Source organism: Bosea sp. RAC05, from assembly GCF_001713455.1.
GTDB lineage: Bacteria > Pseudomonadota > Alphaproteobacteria > Rhizobiales > Beijerinckiaceae > Allobosea.
On the sequence record NZ_CP016463.1, the window covers coordinates 469,571 to 493,546 of the forward strand.

The 23,976-nt window shown below is 62.7% G+C and carries 24 protein-coding genes and 18 tRNA genes; 31 read left to right on the plus strand and 11 right to left on the minus strand.

What is annotated here, in order from left to right; all coding sequences use genetic code 11:
* Positions 1-51: 51 nt before the first annotated feature.
* The 13 genes from BSY19_RS27805 to BSY19_RS02400 all read left to right on the plus strand — a co-directional run bounded on the left by BSY19_RS27805 (position 52) and on the right by BSY19_RS02400 (position 2,257).
* Positions 52-225 carry a hypothetical protein gene (locus tag BSY19_RS27805; protein WP_171905068.1) on the plus strand — a complete coding sequence of 58 codons (174 nt, stop codon included), beginning with the start codon at positions 52-54 and terminating at the stop codon, positions 223-225.
* 203 nt (positions 226-428) lie between these two features.
* Positions 429-505: transfer RNA gene (locus tag BSY19_RS02345), tRNA-Pro, on the plus strand.
* A 192-nt stretch (positions 506-697) separates the two neighbouring features.
* Positions 698-788: transfer RNA gene (locus tag BSY19_RS02350), tRNA-Ser, on the plus strand.
* A gap of 15 nt (positions 789-803) precedes the next feature.
* Positions 804-895 (plus strand) — tRNA-Ser (locus BSY19_RS02355).
* Positions 896-973: 78 nt separating this feature from the next.
* Positions 974-1,067, plus strand: a tRNA-Ser gene (locus tag BSY19_RS02360).
* A gap of 372 nt (positions 1,068-1,439) precedes the next feature.
* Positions 1,440-1,529, plus strand: a tRNA-Ser gene (locus BSY19_RS02365).
* Between the two features lie 47 nt (positions 1,530-1,576).
* Positions 1,577-1,662: transfer RNA gene (locus tag BSY19_RS02370), tRNA-Leu, on the plus strand.
* Between the two features lies 1 nt (position 1,663).
* Positions 1,664-1,749: transfer RNA gene (locus BSY19_RS02375), tRNA-Leu, on the plus strand.
* A gap of 21 nt (positions 1,750-1,770) precedes the next feature.
* Positions 1,771-1,859, plus strand: a tRNA-Ser gene (locus tag BSY19_RS02380).
* A gap of 8 nt (positions 1,860-1,867) precedes the next feature.
* Positions 1,868-1,942: transfer RNA gene (locus tag BSY19_RS02385), tRNA-Val, on the plus strand.
* A gap of 6 nt (positions 1,943-1,948) precedes the next feature.
* A tRNA-Leu gene (locus BSY19_RS02390) sits at positions 1,949-2,034 on the plus strand.
* A 50-nt stretch (positions 2,035-2,084) separates the two neighbouring features.
* Positions 2,085-2,170, plus strand: a tRNA-Leu gene (locus tag BSY19_RS02395).
* A 13-nt stretch (positions 2,171-2,183) separates the two neighbouring features.
* Positions 2,184-2,257 (plus strand) — tRNA-His (locus BSY19_RS02400).
* 5 nt (positions 2,258-2,262) lie between these two features.
* Here the strand turns inward: BSY19_RS02400 and BSY19_RS02405 are convergent.
* Entirely contained in the window at positions 2,263-2,745 is a 483-nt protein-coding gene (locus BSY19_RS02405) for a hypothetical protein (protein WP_150129421.1), read from the minus strand.
* A 97-nt stretch (positions 2,746-2,842) separates the two neighbouring features.
* Between BSY19_RS02405 and BSY19_RS02410 the strand changes: the two genes are divergently transcribed.
* The gene (locus BSY19_RS02410) at positions 2,843-3,223 is read left to right on the plus strand and encodes a hypothetical protein (RefSeq protein WP_150129422.1); all 381 of its coding nucleotides are present in this window, start codon (positions 2,843-2,845) and stop codon (positions 3,221-3,223) included.
* Here the strand turns inward: BSY19_RS02410 and BSY19_RS02415 are convergent.
* Positions 3,215-3,565 (minus strand): hypothetical protein, encoded by a 351-nt coding sequence (locus tag BSY19_RS02415; RefSeq protein ID WP_069052703.1) that lies wholly within the window; start codon positions 3,563-3,565, stop codon positions 3,215-3,217. The genes BSY19_RS02410 and BSY19_RS02415 overlap by 9 nt on opposite strands.
* A 500-nt stretch (positions 3,566-4,065) precedes the next feature.
* Between BSY19_RS02415 and BSY19_RS02420 the strand changes: the two genes are divergently transcribed.
* From BSY19_RS02420 to BSY19_RS02440, 5 genes are all read left to right on the plus strand, one after another.
* A tRNA-Phe gene (locus BSY19_RS02420) sits at positions 4,066-4,141 on the plus strand.
* Between the two features lie 39 nt (positions 4,142-4,180).
* Positions 4,181-4,257: transfer RNA gene (locus tag BSY19_RS02425), tRNA-Arg, on the plus strand.
* A 13-nt stretch (positions 4,258-4,270) separates the two neighbouring features.
* Positions 4,271-4,346, plus strand: a tRNA-Arg gene (locus BSY19_RS02430).
* A gap of 8 nt (positions 4,347-4,354) precedes the next feature.
* A tRNA-Arg gene (locus tag BSY19_RS02435) sits at positions 4,355-4,431 on the plus strand.
* A gap of 154 nt (positions 4,432-4,585) precedes the next feature.
* Positions 4,586-4,963 carry a hypothetical protein gene (locus tag BSY19_RS02440; RefSeq protein WP_150129423.1) on the plus strand — a complete coding sequence of 126 codons (378 nt, stop codon included), beginning with the start codon at positions 4,586-4,588 and terminating at the stop codon, positions 4,961-4,963.
* 4 nt (positions 4,964-4,967) lie between these two features.
* Here BSY19_RS02440 and BSY19_RS02445 read toward each other — a convergent pair whose 3' ends face one another.
* On the minus strand, positions 4,968-5,819 hold the full coding sequence (locus BSY19_RS02445) for a hypothetical protein (protein WP_069052705.1): 852 nt from the start codon (positions 5,817-5,819) through the stop codon (positions 4,968-4,970).
* A gap of 352 nt (positions 5,820-6,171) precedes the next feature.
* Positions 6,172-6,471 carry a hypothetical protein gene (locus BSY19_RS02450; RefSeq protein WP_069052706.1) on the minus strand — a complete coding sequence of 100 codons (300 nt, stop codon included), beginning with the start codon at positions 6,469-6,471 and terminating at the stop codon, positions 6,172-6,174.
* A 107-nt stretch (positions 6,472-6,578) separates the two neighbouring features.
* Between BSY19_RS02450 and BSY19_RS02455 the strand changes: the two genes are divergently transcribed.
* Positions 6,579-6,767 carry a hypothetical protein gene (locus BSY19_RS02455; RefSeq protein WP_069052707.1) on the plus strand — a complete coding sequence of 63 codons (189 nt, stop codon included), beginning with the start codon at positions 6,579-6,581 and terminating at the stop codon, positions 6,765-6,767.
* Positions 6,768-6,788: 21 nt separating this feature from the next.
* On the opposite strand, the gene BSY19_RS27350 is transcribed toward BSY19_RS02455, so the two are convergent.
* The 3 genes from BSY19_RS27350 to BSY19_RS02460 form a co-directional block, all read right to left on the minus strand.
* Positions 6,789-6,971 (minus strand): hypothetical protein, encoded by a 183-nt coding sequence (locus BSY19_RS27350; protein WP_150129424.1) that lies wholly within the window; start codon positions 6,969-6,971, stop codon positions 6,789-6,791.
* 90 nt (positions 6,972-7,061) lie between these two features.
* The gene (locus tag BSY19_RS27355; protein ID WP_150129425.1) at positions 7,062-7,247 is read right to left on the minus strand and encodes a hypothetical protein; all 186 of its coding nucleotides are present in this window, start codon (positions 7,245-7,247) and stop codon (positions 7,062-7,064) included.
* 64 nt (positions 7,248-7,311) lie between these two features.
* On the minus strand, positions 7,312-7,641 hold the full coding sequence (locus tag BSY19_RS02460; RefSeq protein WP_069052708.1) for a hypothetical protein: 330 nt from the start codon (positions 7,639-7,641) through the stop codon (positions 7,312-7,314).
* Positions 7,642-7,885: 244 nt separating this feature from the next.
* Between BSY19_RS02460 and BSY19_RS27360 the strand changes: the two genes are divergently transcribed.
* From BSY19_RS27360 to BSY19_RS02480, 5 genes are all read left to right on the plus strand, one after another.
* Positions 7,886-8,620, plus strand: coding sequence for a hypothetical protein (locus BSY19_RS27360; RefSeq protein ID WP_150129426.1), 735 nt, complete (start codon positions 7,886-7,888; stop codon positions 8,618-8,620).
* 271 nt (positions 8,621-8,891) lie between these two features.
* Positions 8,892-8,967 (plus strand) — tRNA-Trp (locus BSY19_RS02465).
* A 19-nt stretch (positions 8,968-8,986) separates the two neighbouring features.
* Positions 8,987-9,061: transfer RNA gene (locus BSY19_RS02470), tRNA-Cys, on the plus strand.
* A gap of 55 nt (positions 9,062-9,116) precedes the next feature.
* Positions 9,117-10,304, plus strand: coding sequence for a hypothetical protein (locus tag BSY19_RS02475; RefSeq protein WP_069052709.1), 1,188 nt, complete (start codon positions 9,117-9,119; stop codon positions 10,302-10,304).
* Positions 10,305-10,391: 87 nt separating this feature from the next.
* A complete protein-coding gene (locus tag BSY19_RS02480) occupies positions 10,392-11,138 on the plus strand; it encodes a hypothetical protein (RefSeq protein ID WP_069052710.1) in 747 nt (248 codons plus the stop codon).
* Between the two features lie 28 nt (positions 11,139-11,166).
* On the opposite strand, the gene BSY19_RS26870 is transcribed toward BSY19_RS02480, so the two are convergent.
* Positions 11,167-11,637 (minus strand): hypothetical protein, encoded by a 471-nt coding sequence (locus tag BSY19_RS26870; protein WP_083247334.1) that lies wholly within the window; start codon positions 11,635-11,637, stop codon positions 11,167-11,169.
* Here BSY19_RS26870 and BSY19_RS02490 point away from each other — a divergent pair.
* The 3 genes from BSY19_RS02490 to BSY19_RS02500 are packed head-to-tail and all read left to right on the plus strand — an operon-like array spanning position 11,636 to position 14,810.
* Positions 11,636-11,899 carry a hypothetical protein gene (locus tag BSY19_RS02490; RefSeq protein ID WP_083247335.1) on the plus strand — a complete coding sequence of 88 codons (264 nt, stop codon included), beginning with the start codon at positions 11,636-11,638 and terminating at the stop codon, positions 11,897-11,899. The genes BSY19_RS26870 and BSY19_RS02490 overlap by 2 nt on opposite strands.
* Positions 11,899-13,812, plus strand: a complete 1,914-nt coding sequence (locus BSY19_RS02495; RefSeq protein ID WP_069052713.1) for an AAA family ATPase — start codon at positions 11,899-11,901, stop codon at positions 13,810-13,812. Before BSY19_RS02490 ends, BSY19_RS02495 begins: the two co-directional genes overlap by 1 nt.
* Complete coding sequence (locus BSY19_RS02500) at positions 13,809-14,810, plus strand: metallophosphoesterase (protein ID WP_069052714.1); 1,002 nt, start codon at positions 13,809-13,811, stop codon at positions 14,808-14,810. Before BSY19_RS02495 ends, BSY19_RS02500 begins: the two co-directional genes overlap by 4 nt.
* Here BSY19_RS02500 and BSY19_RS02505 read toward each other — a convergent pair whose 3' ends face one another.
* The 3 genes from BSY19_RS02505 to BSY19_RS02515 form a co-directional block, all read right to left on the minus strand.
* Positions 14,811-15,248 (minus strand): hypothetical protein, encoded by a 438-nt coding sequence (locus tag BSY19_RS02505; protein ID WP_150129427.1) that lies wholly within the window; start codon positions 15,246-15,248, stop codon positions 14,811-14,813.
* Positions 15,249-15,502: 254 nt separating this feature from the next.
* Positions 15,503-16,657, minus strand: a complete 1,155-nt coding sequence (locus tag BSY19_RS02510) for a hypothetical protein (protein WP_069052716.1) — start codon at positions 16,655-16,657, stop codon at positions 15,503-15,505.
* A 13-nt stretch (positions 16,658-16,670) separates the two neighbouring features.
* Complete coding sequence (locus tag BSY19_RS02515) at positions 16,671-17,021, minus strand: helix-turn-helix domain-containing protein (RefSeq protein WP_069052717.1); 351 nt, start codon at positions 17,019-17,021, stop codon at positions 16,671-16,673.
* Between the two features lie 182 nt (positions 17,022-17,203).
* Here BSY19_RS02515 and BSY19_RS02520 point away from each other — a divergent pair, with 182 nt between their 5' ends.
* From BSY19_RS02520 to BSY19_RS02530, 3 genes are all read left to right on the plus strand, one after another.
* Complete coding sequence (locus BSY19_RS02520) at positions 17,204-18,538, plus strand: hypothetical protein (RefSeq protein ID WP_069052718.1); 1,335 nt, start codon at positions 17,204-17,206, stop codon at positions 18,536-18,538.
* Positions 18,539-18,871: 333 nt separating this feature from the next.
* Positions 18,872-20,128 (plus strand): hypothetical protein, encoded by a 1,257-nt coding sequence (locus BSY19_RS02525; RefSeq protein ID WP_069052719.1) that lies wholly within the window; start codon positions 18,872-18,874, stop codon positions 20,126-20,128.
* A gap of 74 nt (positions 20,129-20,202) precedes the next feature.
* Positions 20,203-23,973 carry a strawberry notch C-terminal domain-containing protein gene (locus BSY19_RS02530; RefSeq protein ID WP_069052720.1) on the plus strand — a complete coding sequence of 1,257 codons (3,771 nt, stop codon included), beginning with the start codon at positions 20,203-20,205 and terminating at the stop codon, positions 23,971-23,973.
* The last annotated feature ends 3 nt before the right edge of the window (positions 23,974-23,976 follow it).

Here is a 23,976-nt window from a genome sequence, read left to right on the forward strand (position 1 = left end):
GCCTCTTCAACGAAACGCCGATTGTCCGCTCCGGACAGGAACCAGAGTTCGATGGCTAAGCAGCGCGCCAGATTCGAAACCTTCGCCGACCGTGCCCAGCGCACGGCGAAGGCGCGCGCGTTCGCCTCCCTCGTCTCGCACCCGAGCTTGCTTTCATCGCTGTCCTATTCGGGCAGCGAAACGACGGGGCGCGACCGAGGTACGCCTGGCACGAAGGATCCCTGAAGGATCTGAAGACCAGGACACCGGAAGGTAAAGGCGAGGCCCCCGTCGGAAACGATCGGGGGCCTCGCCTTTTTTGTCTCTGGATCTGGCCCTCGGGCCCGGTCGACTTCGAACCACCGCTGTTTGACATCGTGAAGATCCGATCGCGCGCCGGCCGCCACGCCGGTGCGCATGAAAGAAATGCGGGCCTTCGGGCCTGCCGTCAGGGCGTAGCGCAGTCTGGTAGCGCACCGAGCTTGGGCCTCGGGGGTCGCAGGGTCGTAGCCTGCCGCCCTGACCAACATTCAATGGATCGAGGCCATGCCTCGTACGGGTGGTGATCAGACGGACTGGCGAGCCGTCGGCGGACTGTAAATCCGCTCGCTTAGCGCTGAGGTTCGAATCCTCCATCACCCACCATTTTCGGACCGCCCGGCAGGCGCAGAGGCCCACGCGCCCCCTGCCGGGCGGAAACGACGCTCATTCAGCGTCAGGATGCGTGCCCGAGTGGGAAGGGGTCCGCTTGCTACGCGGTAGCCGGGGCAAACAGTCTCGCGGAGGTTCGATCCCTCCCGCATCCGCCATGAGTTTCGCAGATCGGAGGGGTGGCAGAGCCTGGTTTATTGCGGCGGTCCCGAAAACCGCTGGGCGCTTCGGCGTCCCGTGAGTTCAAATCTCACCCCCTCCGCCATCTCAACCCCGCCCGGCAGCTAGAGCCACACGGCTTCCTGCCGGGCGGCGAGCAGCCTTACAGGGCGCATGCAAGATCGGAAGGGTGGCAGAGCACGGTTTAATGCAGCGGCTTCGAATACCGCCGGGGGCGGGGACGTCCTCCATGGGTTCAAATCCCATCCCTTCCGCCACAATACGGATTGATTCACCAATCCATCGACAATCCACGAATTCCCTTTGAAAGCATGTTGAGCGCCCGGTCGCTCTGTGCTTCATAGGGGCAGGCGCTTCGGCGCCGCGAGTTTGGAAGGAAGCGGCCTTGAAAGCCGTTAGCAGGTTGCATCGGCCCCGAAAGCCGGACTGCAGCTTCCCCAGGCTAGAAACCTGGTTTCCTTCCGAAGACCATGGACGGCCGGCGGCCTTGAAAGCCGTTATCGCATGGCGACTGCCCGGAAAGCAGGATCGCCGGCGACGGGTTCGAAATCCCGAGGCCTTCCATGGTTCTGAGGATAGCTCGGAGTGTCGCTCAGGCGCCGCTTCGGGCGACCTCATCATCTGACGCTGGAAAGGTGGTCGAGCGGTTTATGGCTCCGGTCTTGAAAACCGGCGTGGGCGCAAGTCCACCGTGGGTTCGAATCCCACCCTTTCCGCCAGTCAGCTCAGAGTTTCCATCAAATTTGGGCGATGCCCATTCGGTGTTGCGGGCGTGGCGAAATCGGTAGACGCAGCGGGTTGAGAGCCCGCGGCATTCGTTCCTTCCAGGTTCGAGCCCTGGCGCCCGCACCACGCGCTCGTGGCGAAACTGGTAGACGCGCCTGGCTCAAACCCAGGTGATCCTCGATCATGCAGGTTCAAACCCTGCCGAGCGCACCACCCCATCCCAACAATACCGCTGGAGACATGGCCGAGAGGCTGAAGGCACCCGTCTGGAAGTCGGGCAGACCCGTAACAGGGTCTCGGGAGTTCGAATCTCTCTGTCTCCGCGGTTTTGGCTCCGTTAGCTCAGTGGTAGAGCGCTCCCCCGACACGGGAGAGGTCCGGCGTTCGAACCGCCGACGGAGCACCATCCCTTGCGAGCGTGGCGGAACCGGTAGACGCGCTGATCTTAAAAATCGGCGGCCTAGAGCCGTGCGGGTTCGAGCCCCGCCGCTCGCACCACGCTACCAGGCTGCTGACGTCAGGCAGCCCAAACCGAGATTTCAACGATTGCGCCAGTGGCGGAACTGGAAGACGCACCTGCCTCAGGAGCAGGCGAGCTCGACTCATGCAGGTTCGACCCCTGCCTGGCGCACCACCACACTGATCTTGCCGGCGTAGCTCAATGGTAGAGCGCCGCGTTGTGGCCGCGGATACCCTCGTTCGATCCGAGGCGTCGGTGCCAGCCGTTCAGAGTCCGCCGGGCGCCCCAGGTGTCGTCAGTGGCGTGTACTGGATCGAGCAGCTGGATTTGAGGGTATCGATCAGCAGGACAGCGTTGGCGTTCTTTTTATCCCACCACTTCGGCAGGCTGCGTCCGACGCCGAAGCTCTGTGGCGGGCCATAGGCGGAGGTCAGGTCGCGATAGAGCTCCGGGCATTTGGACGGATCGGAATGCTCCAGCATGACGATGATCAGCCGGTCAGCGGGGTCGAACACGAACCTGGACCGGAAGAGGTGCTCTCCGCTCCGATAGGGAGCAACGACCTTGGAGCGCTGCGTCGGGCCGTTGTCGGCTGGGTTGTTGTGGGGCTTGGCAGCGCCGCCTGATGCCTCGATGACCTCGGTCGGGCTCATCCCCCAGCGCGTGTATTGCCAGTCGGCGAGTGCCTGGCCCGCGCCAATCAGGGAACCCGAGATCACGAGCGCGGATGCAAGATTGCGGTTGATCATGAAAGCGTCCTGGGAGGCGAGGCTGGACATGCTGGAATGCAAGGCCTGATCATATGATCCAGCAGAGGTTAAAGAATCGATAGATCGGATCTTCACGATGTCCCGAAGCCCACTGCGCCTGGTGGCGAGCAACGATCATCCGATCGCCACCAAGCCCGCGAGCAAGGTTCCGTCGCGCGCTGAGCTTGCCGAGCCGCTCGACGATGTCGAGGAGATGGCACTCCACGAGTACGTGCTGCAGATGGAGGAGGCGTCGGCGCGGTATGTGCGTCAGGTTTCCGCCAGCGGCCGCCATGTCAGCCGAGCGCTCGCTGTTCTGTCGGTCGCGTCGCTGGAGGCGTCATCGGCATTCGCCGTCGTCGTCGAGGAGGCAGGCGGCCCCAGGATCGATCCGTCGCGAATTGTGCAGGCAGCTGGCGTTGTCGCTCGCGACATGCATGAGGACATCGAGGCGGAAGCGCCTATGCCCTCAATGTAGAGGGCCGCGGTCATTAGACTGGAACGTGACCGTTCGGTCGGCCGCGCCCGGCGTCCCCTTGCGCGCGATCACAGACGATTTCGCTGCCAGAACATGGGTCAACATGATCGGCTCGATCGCAGACAGCATCGCTTCGGCATCGGCGCCATAGAAGAAGATCGTCGCACCCTGTACGCCTTCACCGGCTACCAGCTCGAACTCGTGCCCGTCGAGTTCGCCCAGTTTGCCTATCGCGGCAGCGAGCTCTTTCTCCAGATCCCGGACCTGCTGAACGCTGTTCGCCGGATCCTGGAAGGCAGATCCTGCGAGCTTGATGATCAGAGCCTGTTCTTGATCAGACATAGGCCGGTCGCTCCCCAGCGAGGTTAGAGGCGCCAGCTTAGTGCAGCTCAGCTTCCGTCGACAAGCGGGGCTGCAGTTGACGCGTGCGGAATGCACAAAGATCCGCTACAGGATCGGCGGATCAAGGAGATGACAGGCATGGCCATGGCCCTGCGATTTGCGCGCAGAAACAACCGGCTCCCGGCGGGAGGCGGCTGACGACGCGCGCGTGATCACCCTTGGATCCCGCAAGCCTCGGGGCCCCTCCTTTTCGGGAGCGGGCCCCGAGGCTTTTTTGTGCCTATTCGAACTGGAAAACCGTGATGCGACGACGAAGACGACGGCGATTTACCATCGCTGTCCCGCCCGGATCCCCATGACCAACCGACTTTGGCAACCCCAGCCGGAGATCGAGATCGCATGCCAGCAGCCATAAGCTAACATACTGATAATAATGATAAAAATACGTTTCACAGCCTTGACTGGGACGTCTCTTACCGGCATATGAGCAGCATGAATTCGCCGCTGTAGCTTAGAGGGTCTGAGCGCCGGGCTGAAAATCTGGAGGTGATCGTTCGATCCGATCCGGCGGCACCACAATTGGAGATCGAGTTACCGGGCGCGAGTTGCCCGAAGGCCCTCTTGGCGCAACTGGATAGCGCGCAAGATTACGAATCTTGAGGTTCCAGGTTCGAGCCCTGGAGAGGGCGCCACCATTGCCGGCTTAGCCTATTAGCTCAGTGGATAGAGCGCCGGTTTCCGAAACCGGAGGCCGGGGGTTCGAGTCCCTCATAGGCTGCCAGCGATCGGGCCCGCATAGCTCAGTGGATAAGAGCGGTTGCCTTCTAAGCAACGGGTCGGAGGTTCGAGTCCTCCTGCGGGCGCCATCCATTTTCGGGTCCATCCAATCGCTACAGATTTGGTCCTTGCCCGCACCTGGGGCAGGCTCGATGCATCGATGTCGCGAGCCCAGGTCAGATGAACGTCAGAGAATGGAAGTCGCACCTCAAGGACATCCACGAGGCGTTCTATGACGACCTGGTGGGGACCGCCGACTGCGGCGCTTTCGATGGCGGCTGCCTGACTGTCGCCAGAGCTCTGCAGAGCGTGATCGGGGGCGACATCGTCGTTCTGGTGCGCCCGGACGACACGGCCGACCACGCCGCGGTGCTGAAGGACGACAAGCTCTGGGACTATGATGGCCCCCTGAAGCCGGCCCGGTTCCTGGAGCGCTTCAATCGCACCGAGATGATCGGCGTTCCCTGGCGCGCGCACGGCTTCCGCCCCATCCGTGAAGGCGACTTGCCGAACGCCTTTGTCGATGAAGCGCTGATCGAGCGCTTGGCGCGTCTCTTCGCCAGCTCCCTGCCCGACGAGCTGCAGGTGGAGGTCGGACAGCTCGCGCCGGCGCCACGCTGACGTCTCAGGGGTAGAGCCAGTTGAGCGTCGTTCGGTCGAGGTCCAACTTGGCGATCAGCCGCGGCTCCATGTCCATCTGCCCGTCTTCAGCCTGGATCCGCCGCAGCATGAAGCGATATCCGGGATGCTCCTGGTTGCCGGCCACGCCGATGAGATTGCCCCAGCAGACATGCACCGGGGTCGAGCCGTTGAGGCCGGGATCGAACCGATGCATGGACAGAAATTTCATGCACTGGAACTCGTCCTCGCGGGTCAGGGCGAAGACGTTCGATCCGAACAGGAAGAGGTAGCCTCGATCGGATTCGGACCGGAGCTGCTTTGTCTCTGGGTCGACGAACGCCTGGGTCTCATGGAAGGTGAAGGCATCGCCGACGCGCTCGATCTGCACGATCGAGCGGATGATCCAGTCGCTATCAGGGTTCGACCATAGCCGTCGGAACATGGCGAACGGCCCGCCGGTCAGCCCGCCGAGGCTCTCCCGCGGCATGGTCTGCGGGGCCCGGAAATGCCGCTCGACGACATGAAGCAGCGCTGCGCTCGCACCGGATCCGAAGTCGGGTTCAGCGTTCTCAAGCCCGATGTCAGGGTAGACCTCCTGGAGGTAGGCGAAGAACCCGGAAGCTTTGCCGTGGTCCCAGTTCGGATCGGGGTCGCGAACGAAGTCGTGTTTCCGCCAGTTGGTCAGCGTCGCATATGTCAGGGGCTCGACCCGAGCACCTGTGACTTTCTTCCGTCTCTCACCCCAGGAGACGTAGTTGTTGGCCTGCCGGTGGATGCTGACCCCACGCTTTTCAGCAATCGCATCAATGGCCTTCTGCATGGCCATCTTCTGCTCGGTCGTGGCGAGGTAGCGCATGGCGTAGCCCAGTCGAAAAGTCCCGAAACCTCTTTGACAAGTTCACAAGGCGATTTCAAACGGCTTCGACTGACCGCGGCCGGTGGCCATGCAGGATGAAGACGTGGCAGCGAAAGCCACGCAGCAGCAGGGAGAGCCATCATGTCTCAGCCGACCTATGCGGGGATCCAGAACGCGGTTCGGAACTCCCCGACACCTCCGACGATCAGCTCCAGCAACCCGCACTGGGTGAACGTGGCGATCGCGGGCGCGAAGCCGAAGTAACGCCGGCGCCTTTGCCGGCCTGATACGGGCGAGGTCGTCTCTGCGAGGCGGCCTCGTTTTCAGTTGTGGGCCCCGCGACTGGCCTGCGTCATGCAACTGGGCTTGCCGGCGACGACTCTGCCGACGCCGCGTGTTCGCGATACAGGCCCACAGCCTTTGAGATGAAGGCTCGGGCCTCATCGGGGGTTATCCAGCCGGCGTCATACGGGCCTGTGCCGTAGGTCTCCTCATAGAGCCACGCTGGGTCCATCACGACGTCACCGCCGACGGCGAAGGTCCAGCTGCTGCCGCGCGAACGGAAGTAGAATTCCTGGCCGTCGACTGTGCCCTCGGCCTGAAAGGGGCAGTTACCACCGAAGGTGTCGATCACCACCTTGTCGTCCATCATGACGCCGCTCCTGCTGATCGCACTGTCTGAAGAAGATGCTGGCGCATTCCAATGTGATCGACAACGCAGTAGGATGTCCCCCGTAATCCTTCGGGTGGGCAGCGCTGATGACCGACGATACGGAGACGATCCTGGGTGACCCGCTCACCGCGTATTCCAAGGGTATCATCGCAGCCGACGTCGCAGCGACCCTGCTTGAACTGCCCAATGAGGAAGATCTCGCCAGGGAGCTTTCGTTCGTGGGCCTTCCGGAGCCGGGACCGACAGAAGAGAGCGAGTTCCCGTTCAAGCCTTGAGCGGAAACTCGCGATGCGCCGCTATTGACGGCTCAGGCGCTGGATCGCCTTCCAGTCCGACAGGCTGGGTTGACCGCCAGCGCCATTCTGGCCGACGGGCGGGCTCTCGATGCGCATCCAGGTCACGAAGGCGACCATGAGCAACACGAGAACGATGGCGCCTCCAGCCATAGCGGGAGGCTCGGGCGCATTCGGTGACCTCATGGCATACCCTTTCATCTCTGGTTGACTTGAGAAGGGACTGGCACTCCGATCAGGGCGATCGCCGATTTCACCCTGATGACAGCTTGCTGGTCAGGCAGCATCCCGGACCAGTCCGGTCGTCCTGCGGCAACTGGAACCGATCGGGATGATCCGCACGCGACCGATAGGTCCGATGCGAACACGCCCGACCGGAATGATGCGGACGCGCCCGGCAGTCTTGGTCACAAAGCCAGTCGCATTTGCCAGCCGGCGAGCGGCCTGATGATTGGTGATCATGATTGTACTCCTTGATGGAAGGGCCCGGAGATCCGACGCAGCAGACCTCCGGGCGTTGGTGTGGCTAGCGCTTCCAGGGGAAGGGCCAGGGCGGCTGCCCGCCGCTGGCTGCGGGCGCGGCGTTGCCATTGTCGAAGCCAGACGAATGGAAGCCGCAGGTGCCATCAGGAACGATCTTGGCGCCAGCCGCATTCGCCACGCACGCATTGGTGAACTGGACACAGCGACCGTCGCGAGTGATCGCGAAGACCGGCAGGTGGACGGCCGGGCAGTAGTTGGTGGCTTCCCCCGCCTGGGCGGAGGAGCGCGGGGACTGGGCAGCGTGGGCTGCACCCATCCCGGCCGCGATGGCGGATCCCGCCACCATGGCCATCATCAGGAACTTGTTGGTCACGATACATTCCCCTCTTACGAGTTGCGCGCCGGCGGTCTCGCCGATGCTGGGAACGTAGAAATCACGCGCCGGAACCCCTGGAAATTTAGGGCTGGCCTACTGCGGTTTGCAGTATCTGAAGGGCAGTATGGTGCCGACCTCTTGACAAACCGGGAATCCGTTCACGCCCGGTTGCGTAACTGACCCACTCCGCTAGTCTCGAACAGAATAGGACCGATACTGCCTCATTCCCTGAGGATTGCAAATGCCACCGATCCTGCCCGATCTCACCACCCTGTCGGATCTGACCAGCGCACAAGCGCTGGCGTCAATCGATGAAGCGACAGAGTGGTTTCGGCAGGAAAATACGATAAAAATTGTCAAATCAGGCCTTTTCCGCACAGCCAGATTTCTTCTCGCCAACAATCAGCGCATGAACTCGGCCGGAAACATCGAAAAGCGAGAGCGATGGTTTAACAACAGCCGATATGAAAAGACCGACAGCTGGCTACTCAGAGAAGCTCGCAAGAGCGGCCTGCGTCGCCTGACATACGGGCATGGTGTGATGCACCTGCTGTCTCAGCTCAACGAAGATGACGTAATTTCGTCAAGCACTTCTATGCACTGGGACCGTGCGACAAATTTGGCCGAGTACCAGGCGACCGAAGTCCTATTGGGGAAAAGCCTAAGGAAGCTGGATCCCGGAGCGAGGGAATCATACTTGAACCTCGACCAGTTGCTGCCATTTTTTGGCTATGTGCCAGATGGCAATTCCGATCCGGTAAGGAACAGATGGGTGGTACCAATGGTCCATCTGGGGCTGTGGAGTGCTTGTCAGGTCAAAAATGAGTACCAAGTCCGCATCGGGCCTCTGGGAAGCCTTTTCTTTCATTACGTGTTCGAGCCTATCGTGAAGGCCTATGACGCAGTGATAGAAAGCGATGAACCATCGCTAGCCGGTCCGAACGTCAAATTGCCGAACATCAACATGGGCGATTGATCGCCGACTTCGAACCTCATGTTCCAGACGCCGAAGGCCGCGCTCGACCACTAAATTGGGCCGCTTGACGACAATCAGGGCATCAAGCATACGCCGCCACCTCGGTGAAGGATTGGACATGACGCTCCAGGCGCACATCACGGCACGTTGTTGGCGAGGCCCCGTCGCGGCCCCCGCGTGTCGTCGCGTGCCCTGAGATAGCTCGGGACCACCGTCGATCTGCTGGAAGAGGCGCCGCGACCGGGGTTGCAGGCGCCTCTTCCATGTCAGTGGGTCGATCGTCCAGTGGTCCAGGATGGCGGACTCCAACCCCGCAGACCCCGGTTCGAATCCGGGTCGGCCTGCCAAACTGACATCCATCTCCAAGATCCGGTGGCCGAGGGGTTTAGGCCGGCGCCTGCAAAGCGTCTCACGCCAGTTCGAGTCTGGCCCGGATCTCCATCGCTTTTGAAACTTGCATAATCCTCGCCCAAACTCGTCCGATCAGGAGGGCGAGATGCCGAAGATCCACGTCGAATTCAATGACACCACCGTCGACATCGAGGTGAAGGCCGGCGCCTCGCTGCGAGAAGCGGTGACCGCTGTCATCGACGCGCCCGAGATCACGGCGGTCCTCCAGTCAGCGGTGAAGGACGAGTATTTCGAAGCCTACAGCAACGACGGCAGCGTCAACGACGACTGGAACATGCGGGCGGCCAAGGCCTTCATCGACCATGGTCTTGAGGGCCTCGAGGAGTGGATCACGGAAGAGAGCGACGATAACGTCGACGGACGCCTCCACCAGGCGATTTCCGCGATCAACGACAAGCCCGAGATCTCCGAGCTCATCGACGCCGCAATCGACGGGCTGAAGGATGCACGGCGCAACAAGGCGTCCGATATCCGCGCCATGTTCGACGAGCTGATCGACGACACCCTGGCCGACATGCTGCGCGCATCAGACAAATCCAAGCCGCTGGACCTCATCTCGGCGCGGGATGATGTCCTTCTGAGCTATGTGCCCGGCGTCAGCGGCCTTTCGACCGAAGACATCCACACCAATGCCATCGACAGCGTGCACAGCGCGGAAACGGTCCTGCTCGACGAGCGCCTGATCCCGTTCTTCAAGCTCATCAATCTCGCCAAGGACGACTTCATCGCCTACTGCAGGGAGCAGCATGGCATCGATCTCACCGGACGTCTCGTCGCCGACGGCGTTTCAAGCTACCGGGTCGAGGACGATGCTCGACGGGCTGAGCTCTGGAAGACCGCGTCCTGGACGGTGGATAGCGATCGGCCAGCCCTCATCACACCGGCTGAGGCTTTCGAGGTGCTGGAGAATGCCACCTATGGCGGCGTGCCGTGCCTGACGGTGAAGGTGCCGCTTCGGTGGTTCATCGAGCGCGACTGGAGCCTCGGCATGACGATCGAGCCTCATTCCCTCGCCAAGGGCTCCATGGTCGCGGGCCAGATCGGCATCCACAATTTCGTCAACGGCTCGGGCCACACGATCACGAACGAGAACACGGTCATCATTCCGGCTGGCGATCGCCAGGAATTCGTCGTCTCCGAGAAGACGGGCTACGGCTTCGACAGCGCCTATGGATTCGTCGGCTGGGCTCTCAAGGCGGGTCGCTTCCAGGACGTCCCGGCGGCGCCCGAGCAAAAAATCGAGGATGAATCGGTGCCGGACATGCGCGTCTGAGCAATTTGAACCACAGCGTTCACGAGCTGCGGCACAATTGACCGTATGGATCGACGAATAAGCGATCCTTTGCGGCCGAGGTTGTGAGTGAAGTCTGTCAGGAGTCATGGCGCGTGGATCCGCAACGCGTCCGTCCATTATCGGAAGTTCCAACGCGTCGCGGACGGCCAGCGGAACGCCTTCTTCAAGGACCTGGCGGCTCAGACCGGGCACTCGGTCAACACCCTGCGGCGACAGCTGTCGGCCCTGGGCTATCTCGTTGCGATGGGCGTTGAAATCGAGACCATCAAGGCCCAGCCGGCACTCATGTCGGTGGAGGCGGTTGCGCGCGCCGGCAGGCTCGACGCCATGGCCGAGGTGCGGCTACTGCGGGAGCTGTTGGAAGGTCAGGGAAACCGCGAGTACTTCCGTGGCCAGGCGGCAGCCATCGAAGAGGCACGGTGGACGAGCCCGTTGCCCAATGCAGGCGAGATCGACCTCTCTGAGCTGAAGGCAACCCATGTCGATGGCGAATTTACAGCTGGAGACACCGTCATCGCCCATGCTGCTTCGCCGCTGGAGCCCTACATTTCGATCGCGACGTCGAAAGGCCGGGTCGACATCTACAGGGTGTCCCACGAGGATCCGCGCATCCGGATCCCGCACTTTCGACTGCTGTTCCTGGCGAGTGTCCTGGGATCACTGGTGAGCGTGCACCAGGTGATCGTCTGCACAGATATCGCTCTCATGGAGCTTGCTGATCTCCAGGATCAATTGCGGCTGGAGATCAGGAGCAGGCTGACGGTGCTCTATCAGAGCTTGAAGCTGCAGCCGGCTCAAACCGGCGCAGGCTGAAAGGCGAGGTGCCGCCCTGAGCTGCTGCTCAGGAGGCCAGCGCCATCGACGGAAGCGGAGCGGCGAAGCGATTGTTGGGGACGATCGCGATGGGCGTGCTCGCGCGCAGCGTGCTCACCAGGGCTGCATCCACGGCCGAATAGGACGAAGCAGAAGCCGGGAAGCTCGCGGGCGCCTTGAAGACGTGCCAGTCGGCGTTCTCGGTCTCGGTCGACATGCGGCCTTCCATGCGAGCGACGGCCTCGGCGGGCGAGTGAGCGACGATGTCGCCCTGGATCCAGCCGCACTCTGCATTGAAGACGATGAAGCGGTTCATGATGACGATTCCTTCGGGTGAGCAAATTGCCCATTGATCCTCTGGCCGCCGCTCGAAAGGAACAACTGAATCGTGGATGCAATCCACCGGGACATTGACCCTTCGCACGCTGTTGTCGAGGTTGAAGATCAGATAGGCACCAGGAATCGAATCGATGTCGACCACCCGTTCCAGTGACGCCATGAAGCTTCTGGATGACCTTCGCCGGCGCCATGATGCGCTGCGCACGCAGCTGATCCGGAACCAGTCGGAGAACGAGCGCGCCGATCGGGAGCTGGCGGAAGCGGAAGCTCGGGCGGTCGCGCAGTTCGGCACCAGCGACACGACAAAGCTGATGGCCATGGTCGAGGAAATTCGCGGCCGCAATGCCCAGGCCCTGTCTGACTTCGCCGAGCAGATCGGCCAGATCGAAGCCGAACTTCAGGCCCTGGAAGTCCGTCCCTGATGGACATGTCCCCAGAGACGAGGGTCGCGCGATCAGCCGAGCGCCTGGCTCGTCTAGAGGGGCGCAGGGAAGCTCTCAGCCAGCGACGGGCAGTTCTGGAAAAGGACGTCGGCGAGGCCAAGGGTCGCCTTCTGGTCAAACGCGAGGTCGAGGAGTTCATCGACGAGATCCAGGCCGATGCCGGCCGACGCCAGATTGAATCCTTCGAGACGCTGCTGACCGCTCTCGTCGGCGAGGTTCTCCCCGGAGAGAAGCCGATTGCGATGACGCTTTCGACCGAGCGCGGCATGCCGGCGCTCGACATTTCGTCGCGGCATCCCAGCGGCGCGCTGGAGGACATTTTCCGTAACCAGGGTGGCGCGCTGACAAACGTCGTCAGCATGGGCCTTCGACTGGCTGCGGTCGTGAAATCGGGCCTTGCTCGCTTCGTGGCCCTCGACGAGGCCGACTGCTGGATCATCCCAGACCGGGTACCGAGCTTCTACCGTGTCCTCCAGGACGCCGCGTCGCGCCTCGATATCCAGTGTCTCGTGGTGTCGCATCACGACGAGAAGTACATCGACGCCGGCGTTCGCATCTCACGCGTCAGCGGCAAGCGCATGGAGCACTCCGAGGTCAACTCGGGCGAACCCGACCCATCCTGGTCGGACGAAGCCGAAGGCCTTCGCTACATCCGACTCGTCAACTTCCAGGCCTTCCCGGACGCGACGTTGCACCTGGGACCGGGCATGAACGTCGTCGTCGGCGCCAACAACCTCGGCAAGTCGGTCTTCGTCCGGGCGCTGCGCGCGCTCTTCCTCGGCGAGACCGATGACGGTCAGATCCGGCACGGCACGAAGATGGCTGTCGTGGAGGTTGGACTGCGCCACAACCGGATCCTGCGGTTCAGCCGGCAGCCAGGCCGCAACCCCGTCAATCTCTGGACGCTGCTCGACGCGAGCGGTGCGATCGTGACCGATAACGGCATCCATCACGAGACGGGTGGGCGTGAGCCGCCTGCATGGCTTCAGGACGCCTTCGCCATCAGGCGCATCGATGGCATGGACGTGCATCTCTCCACCCAGAAGCAACCGGTCTTTCTGCTCGACGAACCTCCATCCCGTCGCGCCAACGTGCTCTCGGTTGGTCGTGAGTCTGGCTATGCCCGCTCCATGCTGGCCATCCACAAGGAGCGCTGCACGCGCGACCAGTCCGTTGTCCGTGAAGGCGAGAAGGAACTCGGGCTGCTGATCGACCAATCTAAGAAGCTCGATCAATGTCCTGATATTGCAGAGAAACTTCAGGCTGCCAGAGTCACCTTGGCCGATCTGGCGCAGACGGGGGCAGATCTGAAATGCCTCCAGGATCTGGTGCAGACCCTGGCATCTGCCAGGCAAGCCGCGCACAGGACGGCCTCGCGCCAGAGCATCCTGCGTAGACTTCCCGATGCAGGCATGCTGGTCGATATCCAGGCTGACGGCGTCACGGCCGAAGCCATCGAGACCATTTCGTCAGCCATCGTCGCGTCGGTCTCTTGGCGCAGCCTGGCGGCCAAGCGCGCACAGATCCTCGACACCTTGCCCGAGGTGCCGGTGTTCGAAAGCATCGAGCGCTATACCGAGTGCATCAGAACCCTTTACGGGCTGCAGCATCAGTTCGACAGCACAGCGGCCAATGGCGCCATTCTCGGTGCGTTGCCCGATGTCCCTGAAGTGGTCTCGGAGGAGGCGACCGAGGTCGCAGCATCGACGATCGCGAAACTGAGGCAGGCGAAACGCGAACGAGCGGCCGAGGAGGCGCGTCTGCGAATTCAGGAACAGCAACTCAACGAGGAAGCCGAGGCTCTGGCTGCCGAGTTCGGCGCGAGTTGCCCGACCTGTGGCGGCGCCTTCGATGCCGGCCATGTCTTCGAACACAAGGAACTCGCGGCATGATCGTCTCGGGTCACCTCCTCTACGCCGAACCAATCAAGGTCAGCGGGCTCCTGCTCGTGGGCGACCCGCATGTGTCATCGAAACGGCCAGGCCGCCGCAAGGATGCGACGTGGCCTGATCCCATCTTGCGCAAGCTCGAATTCTGCGTGGAGACCGCCAATGCGCGCGGTCTCGCGATGCTCTTGCTGGGGGATCTCTTCGACGAGAGCCTCGAGGAGGATGAAGCGCTGAAGACCAGGGTCTCGCGCATCCTGAAAGCTGCAGTGATCCCGCCGATTGCCAATGTCGGCAACCACGACAAGGCCAATGCGAAGCTGTCGGATTGTGACTCGCTGTCGTTCCTTGCGGTCAACGACGCTCTCGATGTGATCCGCGATTCTGGGCCCGTCTGCACCTTCGATATCGATGGGATGCTTCTGGGACTTGGGATGACACCCTACGGGCAGGACATCCCGACGGACGTGACTGGCCAGTTCGAGGGCGTGAACGCGGTGATGTGGTGCACCCATCACGACATCGCATTCGACGAGACCTATCCCAAGGCCGTCCATCCGTTCCCGATCGCCGGCTGCAAGATCGTCGTCAACGGGCATGTCCATGCGCGCAAGAAGCCGGTCAGAGCCGGCGAGACGATGTGGCTGAACCCAGGCAACATCAATCGTCAGTCAGTGGATCTGATCGATCATGTTCCGGCAGCCTGGGTGCTCGACGGTCGCTCGAATTTCGAACCGGTCGAGCTGCCGCATGGGGTCGACGTCTTTGATCTGACAGGTCGGCTTGTCGATCCATCGACACCGGAGGAAGTCGCAGCCAGCGTCGAGTCAGCCTTCGTCACGATCCTGAAGGCCCAGGAATCCATCGACAGCGTTGCCAGCGACGACGGAGCGATGATCCGTGAGGACATCGAGGCCAAATTCGAGCGAGACAAGACGCCGACTGACATCCGGGCTATCATCAATTCGCTTCTCTCGGAAGCAATCAGCCGCCGCGCCGCCTGATCATCTAGGCGACATGGCCGAGTGCTCCGTCACGGTGTCACCCAGGACCTCGGCGACCTCTGCCGGCATGCTGTCGATCTGGTTGTAGGGGCCGAGCTTACGGCGGCCGCCTTCGACCACCATTGACGCCTCGTAGTGATCGACCTGGTTGGCCCCATCGACGAAGGTCAGGTGAATCTGCTCGACATCACCATGCCGCGGGCTGGCGACTGCAAGTGCGAACCGGGTGCCGCGGTGGCTGCTGATGTATTCGCGCGCCGAGTTCAGCATGGTCGCACGATCGACCTCGTTCATGAGGGGAACGATGGCGAGCTCGCCGCGGGGCATGTCGACGAACAACACCGCGCGATAGGGCAGATGGTCCTGATTGCCGAACGAATCCGTCGCAAACGCCATCGCTTGGGCGAGTATATCGTGTGATGTGACGGGCACGATCATGCCAAAGCCCTCGACGGTGCCGGGCTAAGACGTCATTCGCGACGTTGACCGAACCGGTGACCCTCTCGCCTACATGGCTCGCCTGATCAAGGGGATCCATTGTGGCGCAGATCATCCGTGGGGCAGGCAAAAGGCGAAGCGAGTCAGCCAGAACACGAACTACACGGCCGAGAATGCCGCGTCGCGAAAGCCGCTACAAGGGATGGTGACGTCCTGAGGCAGTTCAGTGCCTCAGGAATCGTCCGGACGAGAGATCAAATGACCCCTTCGGAGACGAGCTTGGCCCCTGAGATCGGCAGGTTGCCATAGACCTTCACCGTCTTGACTGAGGCCGGGTCCACGGAGACGTCCACCGGCAGGGGATTTTCTCCGATGGTCTCGCCATGGGCCTTGAGTGATTTGACACCCTTGAGCGGAGCACCCCCTTCGAGCGCGTGGCCTGTCTCGGCGACCTCGAAGACCTTGCCGCCCTTGGAGACGTGCGTGGCATAGGATTCCGGCAGGGCAGGGGCGTTTGTGCCGGTGATATCTGCCCAGCTCTCCGCGTTGGCGATCGCGACGAAGCACCTGGATTTCGCAGCCGACCAGTGCTGCGGCTCGATCGGCGAGACGTAGATCTCCTGCTTCATCTGGCCGCCGGCAGCCAGACCCATATCGAGCTTCCGAGGCGCCGGGGAGCGCATCGTGGCATCGACGCTGGCCATGGCACGCAGTGGCGAGCCGACCTTGAACGACGACGGTGACAGGGACGGGCCGTCGCTGGAAGGAGCTGCGGAGAACAGGACGCCCGGCTCATCGAAGCCCGATGCCATGACCGCAAAAGAGCTGTCATAGGAAGCCCGCCGCGGCAGCTTGGGCACCTTGGTGAAGTGGGCAGGCAGAAGCGGTTTGACGAGGATCTGCAGGCCTCCATGGTCCTCCTTGCCGGTGACCTGGCCTTCGACGGTGTAGCCCTGGCCGAGTGGCATCGCGACGAACTGCCGGATGACGCCCTTGCCGATGCAGATCCCGTCCATCCACATCTGACCTGGCACCTGCATGAAGTCCTGATCGTCACCGAAGGCGAGGTCCTCGGACCAGGGCTTGCCAGTGACCGCGTTGACCTTGCCGACGCAGACCTTCACCGCCATCGGGTAGCCGCCGGGCGAATGGAACGACATCCACATGGCTTCGGTCTGGTGCATCGGCAGAACGATGCCGCCGCGCTTCAGCCAGTTGGCCGGGATCTTGTCCTTGGGCAGGTCGTGGATATCGCGCAGCGGGAACGAGCCCAGCGAAGGCGGCAGAGAATGGACGTGAGCGTCCTCAGGCAGCCGGTTGGTCCGGTGGAAGTCGATCTCCAGCACCGCGTCAGGGTGGATCTCGGGGAATTCGAAAATCAGGCGGTTGTTCTTCAAGCCCACGGCCATGTGCAGATCTCCCTCACCACTCGCCTTCGTCGATCATCTTCATCACCTGCTCGACTCGTTCCGGTGACGCGGTCGCCAGGCGCTCGACGAGGCCTCGCAACTCCGGACGGCCCAGGAGAACGTCCCGCAACTCGGAAGAAAGCCGACCCGACTGGATGACGAGTTCGCCCGGGTCCGCCCCGAGGTCCTCCGCGATCCTCCTGATCGTCTGCTCTTCCGGAACGAGCTCGCCATTTTCGATCTGCGACATGGCGCTGGGCGAAAGCCCCACGCGTGCAGCGACAGCGCGCAGCGAGAAACTGCGACCTTCCGCTTCCTGTCGACGTTGCCGGGCCGCGCGAACGGCCTGGGAGAAGATGCTCATGGCAGAGTGTTCACCAAGTGATGAACTGTTCAGTAAATGGTGAACATGCAGCTGTCAACCTGGGCAGCTCATTCGACACGCGATGACGATTGTTGCGTCGGAGCGGGGTATGTCGATTATCGACACCGGTCGGTTGCCCTTCATGGCCGCAACACCGGAGGAGCCCCGAAGTCGAGACGGCCATGACCGAGACTGACATCTACAGCGCCGAGAGCGATCTGAATGCCGTCTGGGTCCACCAGAACGGGGAGTGCGTGGCCCGCTTCGGGCGCGCCGCCTATGAGGTGTTCAGTGCCGGCGAGCCCCGCAAGATGGTCTTCCACGGCAGGCCGGCCTCTCTGGAGAACTGGCTAGCCTTCAAGGCGCATGTGGAAGCGGTTCATGGCTATCCAATCAGCGACGAACTGACACCGCACCGTTTCCACAAGGAGCTGGGGCTTGATGCTGCCTACCACTGCACGGGCTCTGTCTTCCGGGTGCCGCTTGCCGCGGTAAGCGACCTCAACAATCCGTTCGAGACAGACGTCTGGGGCAGAGGTCAAACGACCAAGCGCGCGGTCCGAGAAGCCATCGAGCGAGCTGACTTCGCCGCAACCCACATCAACATGGGCGTCCGCCACATGGTGCCGCCGGGCTGGGATGCCCGACGCATTGCCTATCTGGTCGAGCACAGGGACGAGACGCCCATCTCGATCGAGGTCCACAGCCTGGATGGATCTTTCACGATCCAGGACGGATTTCATCGGCTCGCGGCCGCGATCTACCGTGGTGACAGCCATATCGACATCGAGCTCGGCGGGTATGTTTCCGGCTGGGACCAGTCGTTCCCCGAGCGTACCACCATCCAGCAACCGCGCCCTCGACCGGGGGAAGAAGACCTCACGCTCGACGAAGTCGTCGCCTACCGCCTCGAACTGGCGAAGGCGCATCTGGGTTGGACGAAGCCACGCATCGACGCCTTTTGGCAGGGCTTTGCCGATCACAAGGCCGGGAAGAAAGACGTCAGTCGGCTCGGGCACCGCGACGAATATGCCTCCTTTGACGATCAGCACTGCTCGCCGGCCGAGCTCGATGCGCTTGGCTACCGCGATGGACTGCAGGCTGGCGAAGCCTTCGAGACTGAACTGCGCGATTATGCTCGCGACGATCTTGGCCTGCTCCAGGAGGTCAATGCCTGGGCAGCGAACTCCAACGGTGATTTCGATATCGACGATGCCACCTGGACGGCGACGGCGGCCCAACCGATCAACCTGTTCCTCGCGGTGATGACGAGGCAGCAATGGATCGACTGGCTTGTTGAGGAAGACCGGGCCGCGAAAGCAGATGGCCGCTATGGGTATGCCCACCTGCTGATCCAGAACACCAACTCCCACATCGTGCATGTCGCATACGAAGACGGTCGCGTCGACGTTTGGGGCGGCTTTCACCGGATTGCCGCCGCCATGCTTCGCGGAGACCTCAACATCCCGGCCATCGAGGGCCGCCCTGCGCCTGCCCTGGCTTACGCGGCGCGCTGAATTTTCAAGCCTGTGCAAGGCAGCCGCCGATCACCGCCCGTGATCGGCGGCCAACAAACGCACGATAGCTCGGTGAGAAGGCCCAGCTCTGCATTGGGGCACAGGGATCTTTCATTCGAATTTTGAAGGATCAGTCAGCTCCAAAAGGAGTGCGATTTGGCTATCCAGATATTTCGCTTGACACCCCCTAGTGACTTTCAACGATCCCGCACATCATTCCTGCAGACAAGGAGTCGTTATCGAATCCTTGCTCCGGGCGCGATGAGCGTTCGGCGAACCCAACCACACCGCAACCCTGAGCACACCGTTCCAGGGGTTCGCTAGGAGCACCACATGTCTCTCGCAGGTATCAAGCAGGCCTCCGCCGCCCGCGGCCGCAACTCGGCCTCCACCGGCTACCCCAACGTCCTCGTCCAGGTGAAGGGCTTCAAGCTCCACGACAAGGCGAACCCGAACCCCGACAAGGACGTCCTGATCGGCGTGCTCGTGAACGATGCCGACAGCCTCAAGGCGACCGTCGACGCCGAGGGCAACTACGCGACCGAGGTCGAGATCAAGGTCGAGTTCACGCCCGAGGAGCTGGAGAAGCTGCGCGCCAAGAAGACCGTGAAGCACGGCGTCTTCGAGGTCGCCAAGGGCAAGAACAACAACGAGCCGGTCGCCGTCGGCCAGTTCGTCGCCTTCGATCGCTGCAAGATCCGCGGCAACCAGATCACGGCGGCCTTCGTCGATCGTCCGTTCGGCAAGCGCGGCATCTTCGACCCCAACTCGATGTACATCTTCACCAACGTCGACACCTCGGTTCGCAGCGAGCGCACGATCCCCGGCCGCGACGGCAACCCGGACCGCAGCGTCCAGACCGCCGTCGTGACCTTCTCGGACCAGTCGATCCCGTTCACCGGCCTCGACGGCTTCAAGGCAGCCATCGCCCAGGCGGTCGCGGCCTCCGAGGTCTACATGGACGAGGTCTCGGTCTACGTCCGCGGCCTGGAGACCGAAGACGGCGTCGTCACCCCGTTCTCGGAGGAGTTCATCCGCCGCTGGAACAAGGATGAGCAGCGCCCCGAGACCGCCGCGGAGTTCGCCGACCGGATCCTGGCCGACGAGAACAAGAAGGACTTCGTCGCCGAAGCCATCGCCGGCAAGAACAACCAGATGTGGGAGGTCGTGCCGCAGGTGCGCATCGACTACGGCGCCAACTCGACGCATTCCGGCAAGATCGCTGCTCGCGAGAGCAACGAGAACGCGCCGCCGCTGACCGACGACCAGAAGCGCAAGCTCAACGACGCGGAGCGCTTCCGCATCGACCTGGGCGAGGGCTTCGAGTTCGGCCACGTCAAGTGCAACGTCCCGATGCAGCGCAAGATCGACGCCGACTCGACCGGCCGCTGGTTCGGCACCGGCGTTCGCCTCCTCGCCGGCTTCCCGCTGCGCATGGGCCGCCACGAGCTGGTGACCAACAACACGCCGCCGGAGATCGCCGCCGCGTTCGTCAAGAACGCCGAGGATCGCTACGCCAACCGCCGCAACACGAACCCGGCGGCCGAGAACGACGCGCCCGAGAACGACGCGCCCGGTCACACCATGTGATCTCGGCCTGAGATCTGAGAACTGACGGGGGCGGGCCACAAGCCCGCCCTTTTCTGTGGAGGGCGGAGAAGACGATGGCGGATGTCGAGTGGCTCGATCTCCAATGTGGCAAGGCAAGCGTGAAGGTCAGCCGGTTCGGTGGATCCAAAGCGCCACATGATCGTGCCGTAACGATCGGCGGCGATGATCTGCCCGAGGCAACGCGGCGTGCATTGGCCATCCTTGGCTTTCGCGAGCTCGACACTAGGCCTCCGACCTATATGCGTCCTGGCGGCACATTCCGCCTTCAGGAGCTAAGGCAGGCGTTTCCGCAGCTTCGCAAGATCAAGCTGCCTTTCAGCGAGACGCGCGTCGAGCACGATGGGAAGTCGCCGCTGGACATCGTGCGGACCCAGCCTGTCGGTGGATCTGCGCGTGTCAATCGCTTCCAGATCAAATACGAACCAGCCTCCAAGCTCGGGACACCGATCGCGACCATCCCGACCAACCTGGCTGCAGCGACTGGCCAGGCCCTGGCGAGGGTCGAGCAGCGCAATGGCCCGATCGACCAGTACGTGGCCAGGCGCTGTGCCTGGTCGATTGCCGAGCTGGCAAAAGCGCTGTCGCCTGAGCAGATCGACGCCGTCGGGATGGCGCTCGATGCGATGGACCGGGGCCAGGGCATCGTCATTGCGGACGCCACCGGTCTCGGCAAGGGGCGCGTGGTCGCCGCTGTCATCAGGGCCATTGTGGTCGGCGGTAGCACGGCGGTGTTCATCACCGAGAAGGAGAACCTGTTCTCCGATCTCTATCGCGACATCATCGACATCGGCTCGTTCGATCTGCTGGGCCGACCCTTCATCCTCAACGACAAGGCCGAGATCTCCGAAGGCGACGGCGACGAGCGCCGGGTCCTGCATGGCGCCTGGGATCCACAGGACGTCCAGAAGGCGATCAAGTCGGGGACGCTGCCCGACGGTGTGAAGCTCGTGATGGCGAGCTACTCGCAGTTCAACCGGAAAGGCTCGCCCAAGGCGGAGTTCCTGCGCAGGATCGCCCGCGGCGCCCGTATGGTCTGCGACGAATCCCATAACGCCGTCGGCGACTCAAACACGTCCGAGGCGCTCGGCCTGGCGATGGATGAGGCTGACTCGGTCACGTTCTCCTCTGCCACCTTCGCCAAGAACGCGCGAAACCTCGCCGCCTATCGCCGGCTCTTCCCGGCCTCGATGCGCTCGTCCGATCTCATGTCCGTCCTCTCGTCGGGCGGCCAGGCGATCTCGGAAGCCCTCTCCCAGATGCTGGCCGAGGACGGTGCCTATCTGCGCCGCGAGCATGATCTGTCCGGGATCAAGATCGAGGTCATCGAGGACAACGTCCGCAAGGAGCGCAATCGGATCTACGCCAACGCACTGTCGCCCATTCTCGGCCATATCGCGCGCTTGGGGCGCCTGGCTTCTGGCATGGCCGATCAGCGCAACGGCGGCAAGGAAGCCGAGCAGCAGGGCGCCAAGCGCAAGAAGGAGTTCTGGTACGCGGCGAACTTCGGCTCCGGCCTTGCCGCGATCGTGCGTCAGTTCCTCACGGCTCTGAAGGTCGAGCTGGTCGTGGAAGACGCGATCGCGACGCTGGAAGCCGACGGGAAGCCGGTGATCGTCGTGGAATCCACGATGGAAAGCCTCATGCGTGAACTTGCTGCAGATGATGGCGGTGGGGACGAGCTGACCGAGGCCGACACCGAGTTCGGGGCATCCGCTTCGGAGACGGAACTGGATGAGACGGTGGCGGGAGCCAAGCCCCCCGACTTCAAGGATGCTTTGCGCCTCTTCCTCGATCGTACCCTGACCCTGCGCCGCAAGGTCCCCAATCAGGATCCGGAGAAGGTCCCGATTGAGGATGAGGAGATGATTGCCGACGCGGCGCGCGTGCGCGCGCTCATCGACCAGTTTCCCGACCTGTCGCTGTCGCCCATCGACGATGTACGCGCGGCCATCGAGCGTGAAGGCGAGCTACGCGGCAAATCGTGGAAAGCCGACGAAATCTCGGCGCGCGGCGTGCGCGTCTCCGATGGCGCCTACATCCAGATGCCCAAGCAGGATCGCGTCGCTCAGGTCGCGGGCTTCAACAGCGGCCGTTTCGACGCCCTGGTGATCACGCGTGCGGCCTCGACCGGCCTGTCGCTGCATTCATCGGAGAAGGTGAAAGACCGCCGCCGGCGCCGCATGACCGAGCTGCAGATCCCGGCCAACGTCGTCGAGCGCATGCAGTTCTTCGGCCGTGTGAACCGCCGTGGGCAGGTGTCGGTGCCGAGCTTCGGCACTCTGTCGACCGGGCTTCCGATGGAAACCCGCAACCTCGCGCTCCAGAACAACAAGATGGCGCAAATGTCGGCCAACGTCACCGGCAGCGCTGAAAACGCAACCGCGATGGAGGTACCCGACATCATCGATCAGGTCGGGAACGAGGTCTGCAGGCTCATCCTCGAGGAGCGGCCGGGCCTCGCCGACCGGATGTTCATTGCGATGAAGCTGCCGGACCCCGAAAAGGCGGCGACTGAGCTCTATCACGTCAACAAGTTCCTCTCGCGCCTCATCCTTCTGCCCGCCGATGAGCAGGAGCAGCTCTATGACGAGGTTGTTCGCGCTCATGAGGCAACGACCCGAGACCTGATCGCCCGCGGTCGCAATCCCCGTGGTGCTCGCGAGCTCGAAGGCGAGTGGAAGGTCGTCGACCGCCAGATCTTCGAGCCGGGAGATGCTGAAGACGGCCCCGTGTTCGGACGCCCTGTGACGGTCACGACCCTGGAGCGACAGCGCGATGCCCGGCCGCTGCGGTCGAAAGACATCGCTGCGATGATCGAGGCTGCCGAGGAAGCTCTGCCACGCAACGGGACCGATCGCTTCCCCCAGCACAAGGCGGCCATCGCGAAGCTGCGGCCGCGGATCCTGCATGCTGCACTCTCGAAGCGGCACCTCAATGTCGAGCAGGCCCTGAAGGATCCCAGAGACAACGCGGTCAAGATCGCGGAAAGCCGGATCGACCAGCTCGTCAACCAGATTGCCATGTGGCGCCCCGGATGCGGCATCCAGGTCCATGGTGAGGACGGTGTAGAGACCGGTCTCGTCCTGGAGGTCCGTCCTCCCGAGGATATGGCCAATGTCGCCCTCCCAGGCCAGTGGACGATCCGCTATGCGGTTCCAGGCGATGAGCGCCCGCGCACGATGTCGGCCGCCGCCGTGAAACAGGACCAGGGCATCGAGATCCATCCCTGGCGTGGTCCTCCTAACCCGGTGGCACTGGCACGCTTCGACAAGGCGCCGTCAGGAATGGTCCCCGAGCGCCGCAAGGTGCTCGACGGCAATCTGGTGCGCGCTGTCGTGGCTGCTCGGAACCAGAAATGGGGATCGTCCGTCGTCTGGACCGACGATACCGGCCATCAGCACAGGGCCATGCTCGTCCCCAAGAGCAAGCAGGAATCGCTGCACGCGCTCGATGGCCGCACCACCTCGCCAAAGGCCGCTCTGGCCGTCCTGCAGGCTGGCGGCAGCATCACGACGGACGCAGACAGCCCGGACGACCGAGCCGAAATCTTCATGGACGGCTCAGAGCTGACGGTGACGTTCAACAACCGTCCGAAGGCGATGAAAGCCTTCCAGACCGAGACCATCTTGGCCATTACCGGGCCTTTTGGCGGCTCGCGCGAACGCATCGCACGAGTTCCAGGAAAACGTGCCGAGGCGCTACTGGAAGCTTTCCTTATCTCAGGCCACGCATTTCATTATCCTGGCCATCATCGCTCCACGGTTGCCAAAGCCATGGTCGGTGAGGAGCACGCAGAAATCAGCTCTCCGTCACCCCGACACTGAGGT

Coding starts and splice junctions, on each gene's coding strand:
- BSY19_RS02495 (WP_069052713.1), top strand. CDS start 11,899: ATGGACATGTCCCCAGAGACGAGGGTCGCGCGATCAGCCGAGCGCCTG.
- BSY19_RS27355 (WP_150129425.1), bottom strand. CDS start 7,247: ATGATCACCAATCATCAGGCCGCTCGCCGGCTGGCAAATGCGACTGGC.
- BSY19_RS27360 (WP_150129426.1), top strand. CDS start 7,886: ATGCCACCGATCCTGCCCGATCTCACCACCCTGTCGGATCTGACCAGC.
- BSY19_RS27350 (WP_150129424.1), bottom strand. CDS start 6,971: ATGAGGTCACCGAATGCGCCCGAGCCTCCCGCTATGGCTGGAGGCGCC.
- BSY19_RS02405 (WP_150129421.1), bottom strand. CDS start 2,745: ATGATCAACCGCAATCTTGCATCCGCGCTCGTGATCTCGGGTTCCCTG.
- BSY19_RS02455 (WP_069052707.1), top strand. CDS start 6,579: ATGACCGACGATACGGAGACGATCCTGGGTGACCCGCTCACCGCGTAT.
- BSY19_RS02450 (WP_069052706.1), bottom strand. CDS start 6,471: ATGATGGACGACAAGGTGGTGATCGACACCTTCGGTGGTAACTGCCCC.
- BSY19_RS02505 (WP_150129427.1), bottom strand. CDS start 15,248: ATGATCGTGCCCGTCACATCACACGATATACTCGCCCAAGCGATGGCG.
- BSY19_RS02410 (WP_150129422.1), top strand. CDS start 2,843: ATGTCCCGAAGCCCACTGCGCCTGGTGGCGAGCAACGATCATCCGATC.
- BSY19_RS02530 (WP_069052720.1), top strand. CDS start 20,203: ATGGCGGATGTCGAGTGGCTCGATCTCCAATGTGGCAAGGCAAGCGTG.
- BSY19_RS02520 (WP_069052718.1), top strand. CDS start 17,204: ATGACCGAGACTGACATCTACAGCGCCGAGAGCGATCTGAATGCCGTC.
- BSY19_RS02490 (WP_083247335.1), top strand. CDS start 11,636: ATGAAGCTTCTGGATGACCTTCGCCGGCGCCATGATGCGCTGCGCACG.
- BSY19_RS02445 (WP_069052705.1), bottom strand. CDS start 5,819: ATGCGCTACCTCGCCACGACCGAGCAGAAGATGGCCATGCAGAAGGCC.
- BSY19_RS02515 (WP_069052717.1), bottom strand. CDS start 17,021: ATGAGCATCTTCTCCCAGGCCGTTCGCGCGGCCCGGCAACGTCGACAG.
- BSY19_RS02510 (WP_069052716.1), bottom strand. CDS start 16,657: ATGGCCGTGGGCTTGAAGAACAACCGCCTGATTTTCGAATTCCCCGAG.
- BSY19_RS27805 (WP_171905068.1), top strand. CDS start 52: ATGGCTAAGCAGCGCGCCAGATTCGAAACCTTCGCCGACCGTGCCCAG.
- BSY19_RS02475 (WP_069052709.1), top strand. CDS start 9,117: ATGCCGAAGATCCACGTCGAATTCAATGACACCACCGTCGACATCGAG.
- BSY19_RS26870 (WP_083247334.1), bottom strand. CDS start 11,637: ATGGCGTCACTGGAACGGGTGGTCGACATCGATTCGATTCCTGGTGCC.
- BSY19_RS02500 (WP_069052714.1), top strand. CDS start 13,809: ATGATCGTCTCGGGTCACCTCCTCTACGCCGAACCAATCAAGGTCAGC.
- BSY19_RS02525 (WP_069052719.1), top strand. CDS start 18,872: ATGTCTCTCGCAGGTATCAAGCAGGCCTCCGCCGCCCGCGGCCGCAAC.
- BSY19_RS02415 (WP_069052703.1), bottom strand. CDS start 3,565: ATGTCTGATCAAGAACAGGCTCTGATCATCAAGCTCGCAGGATCTGCC.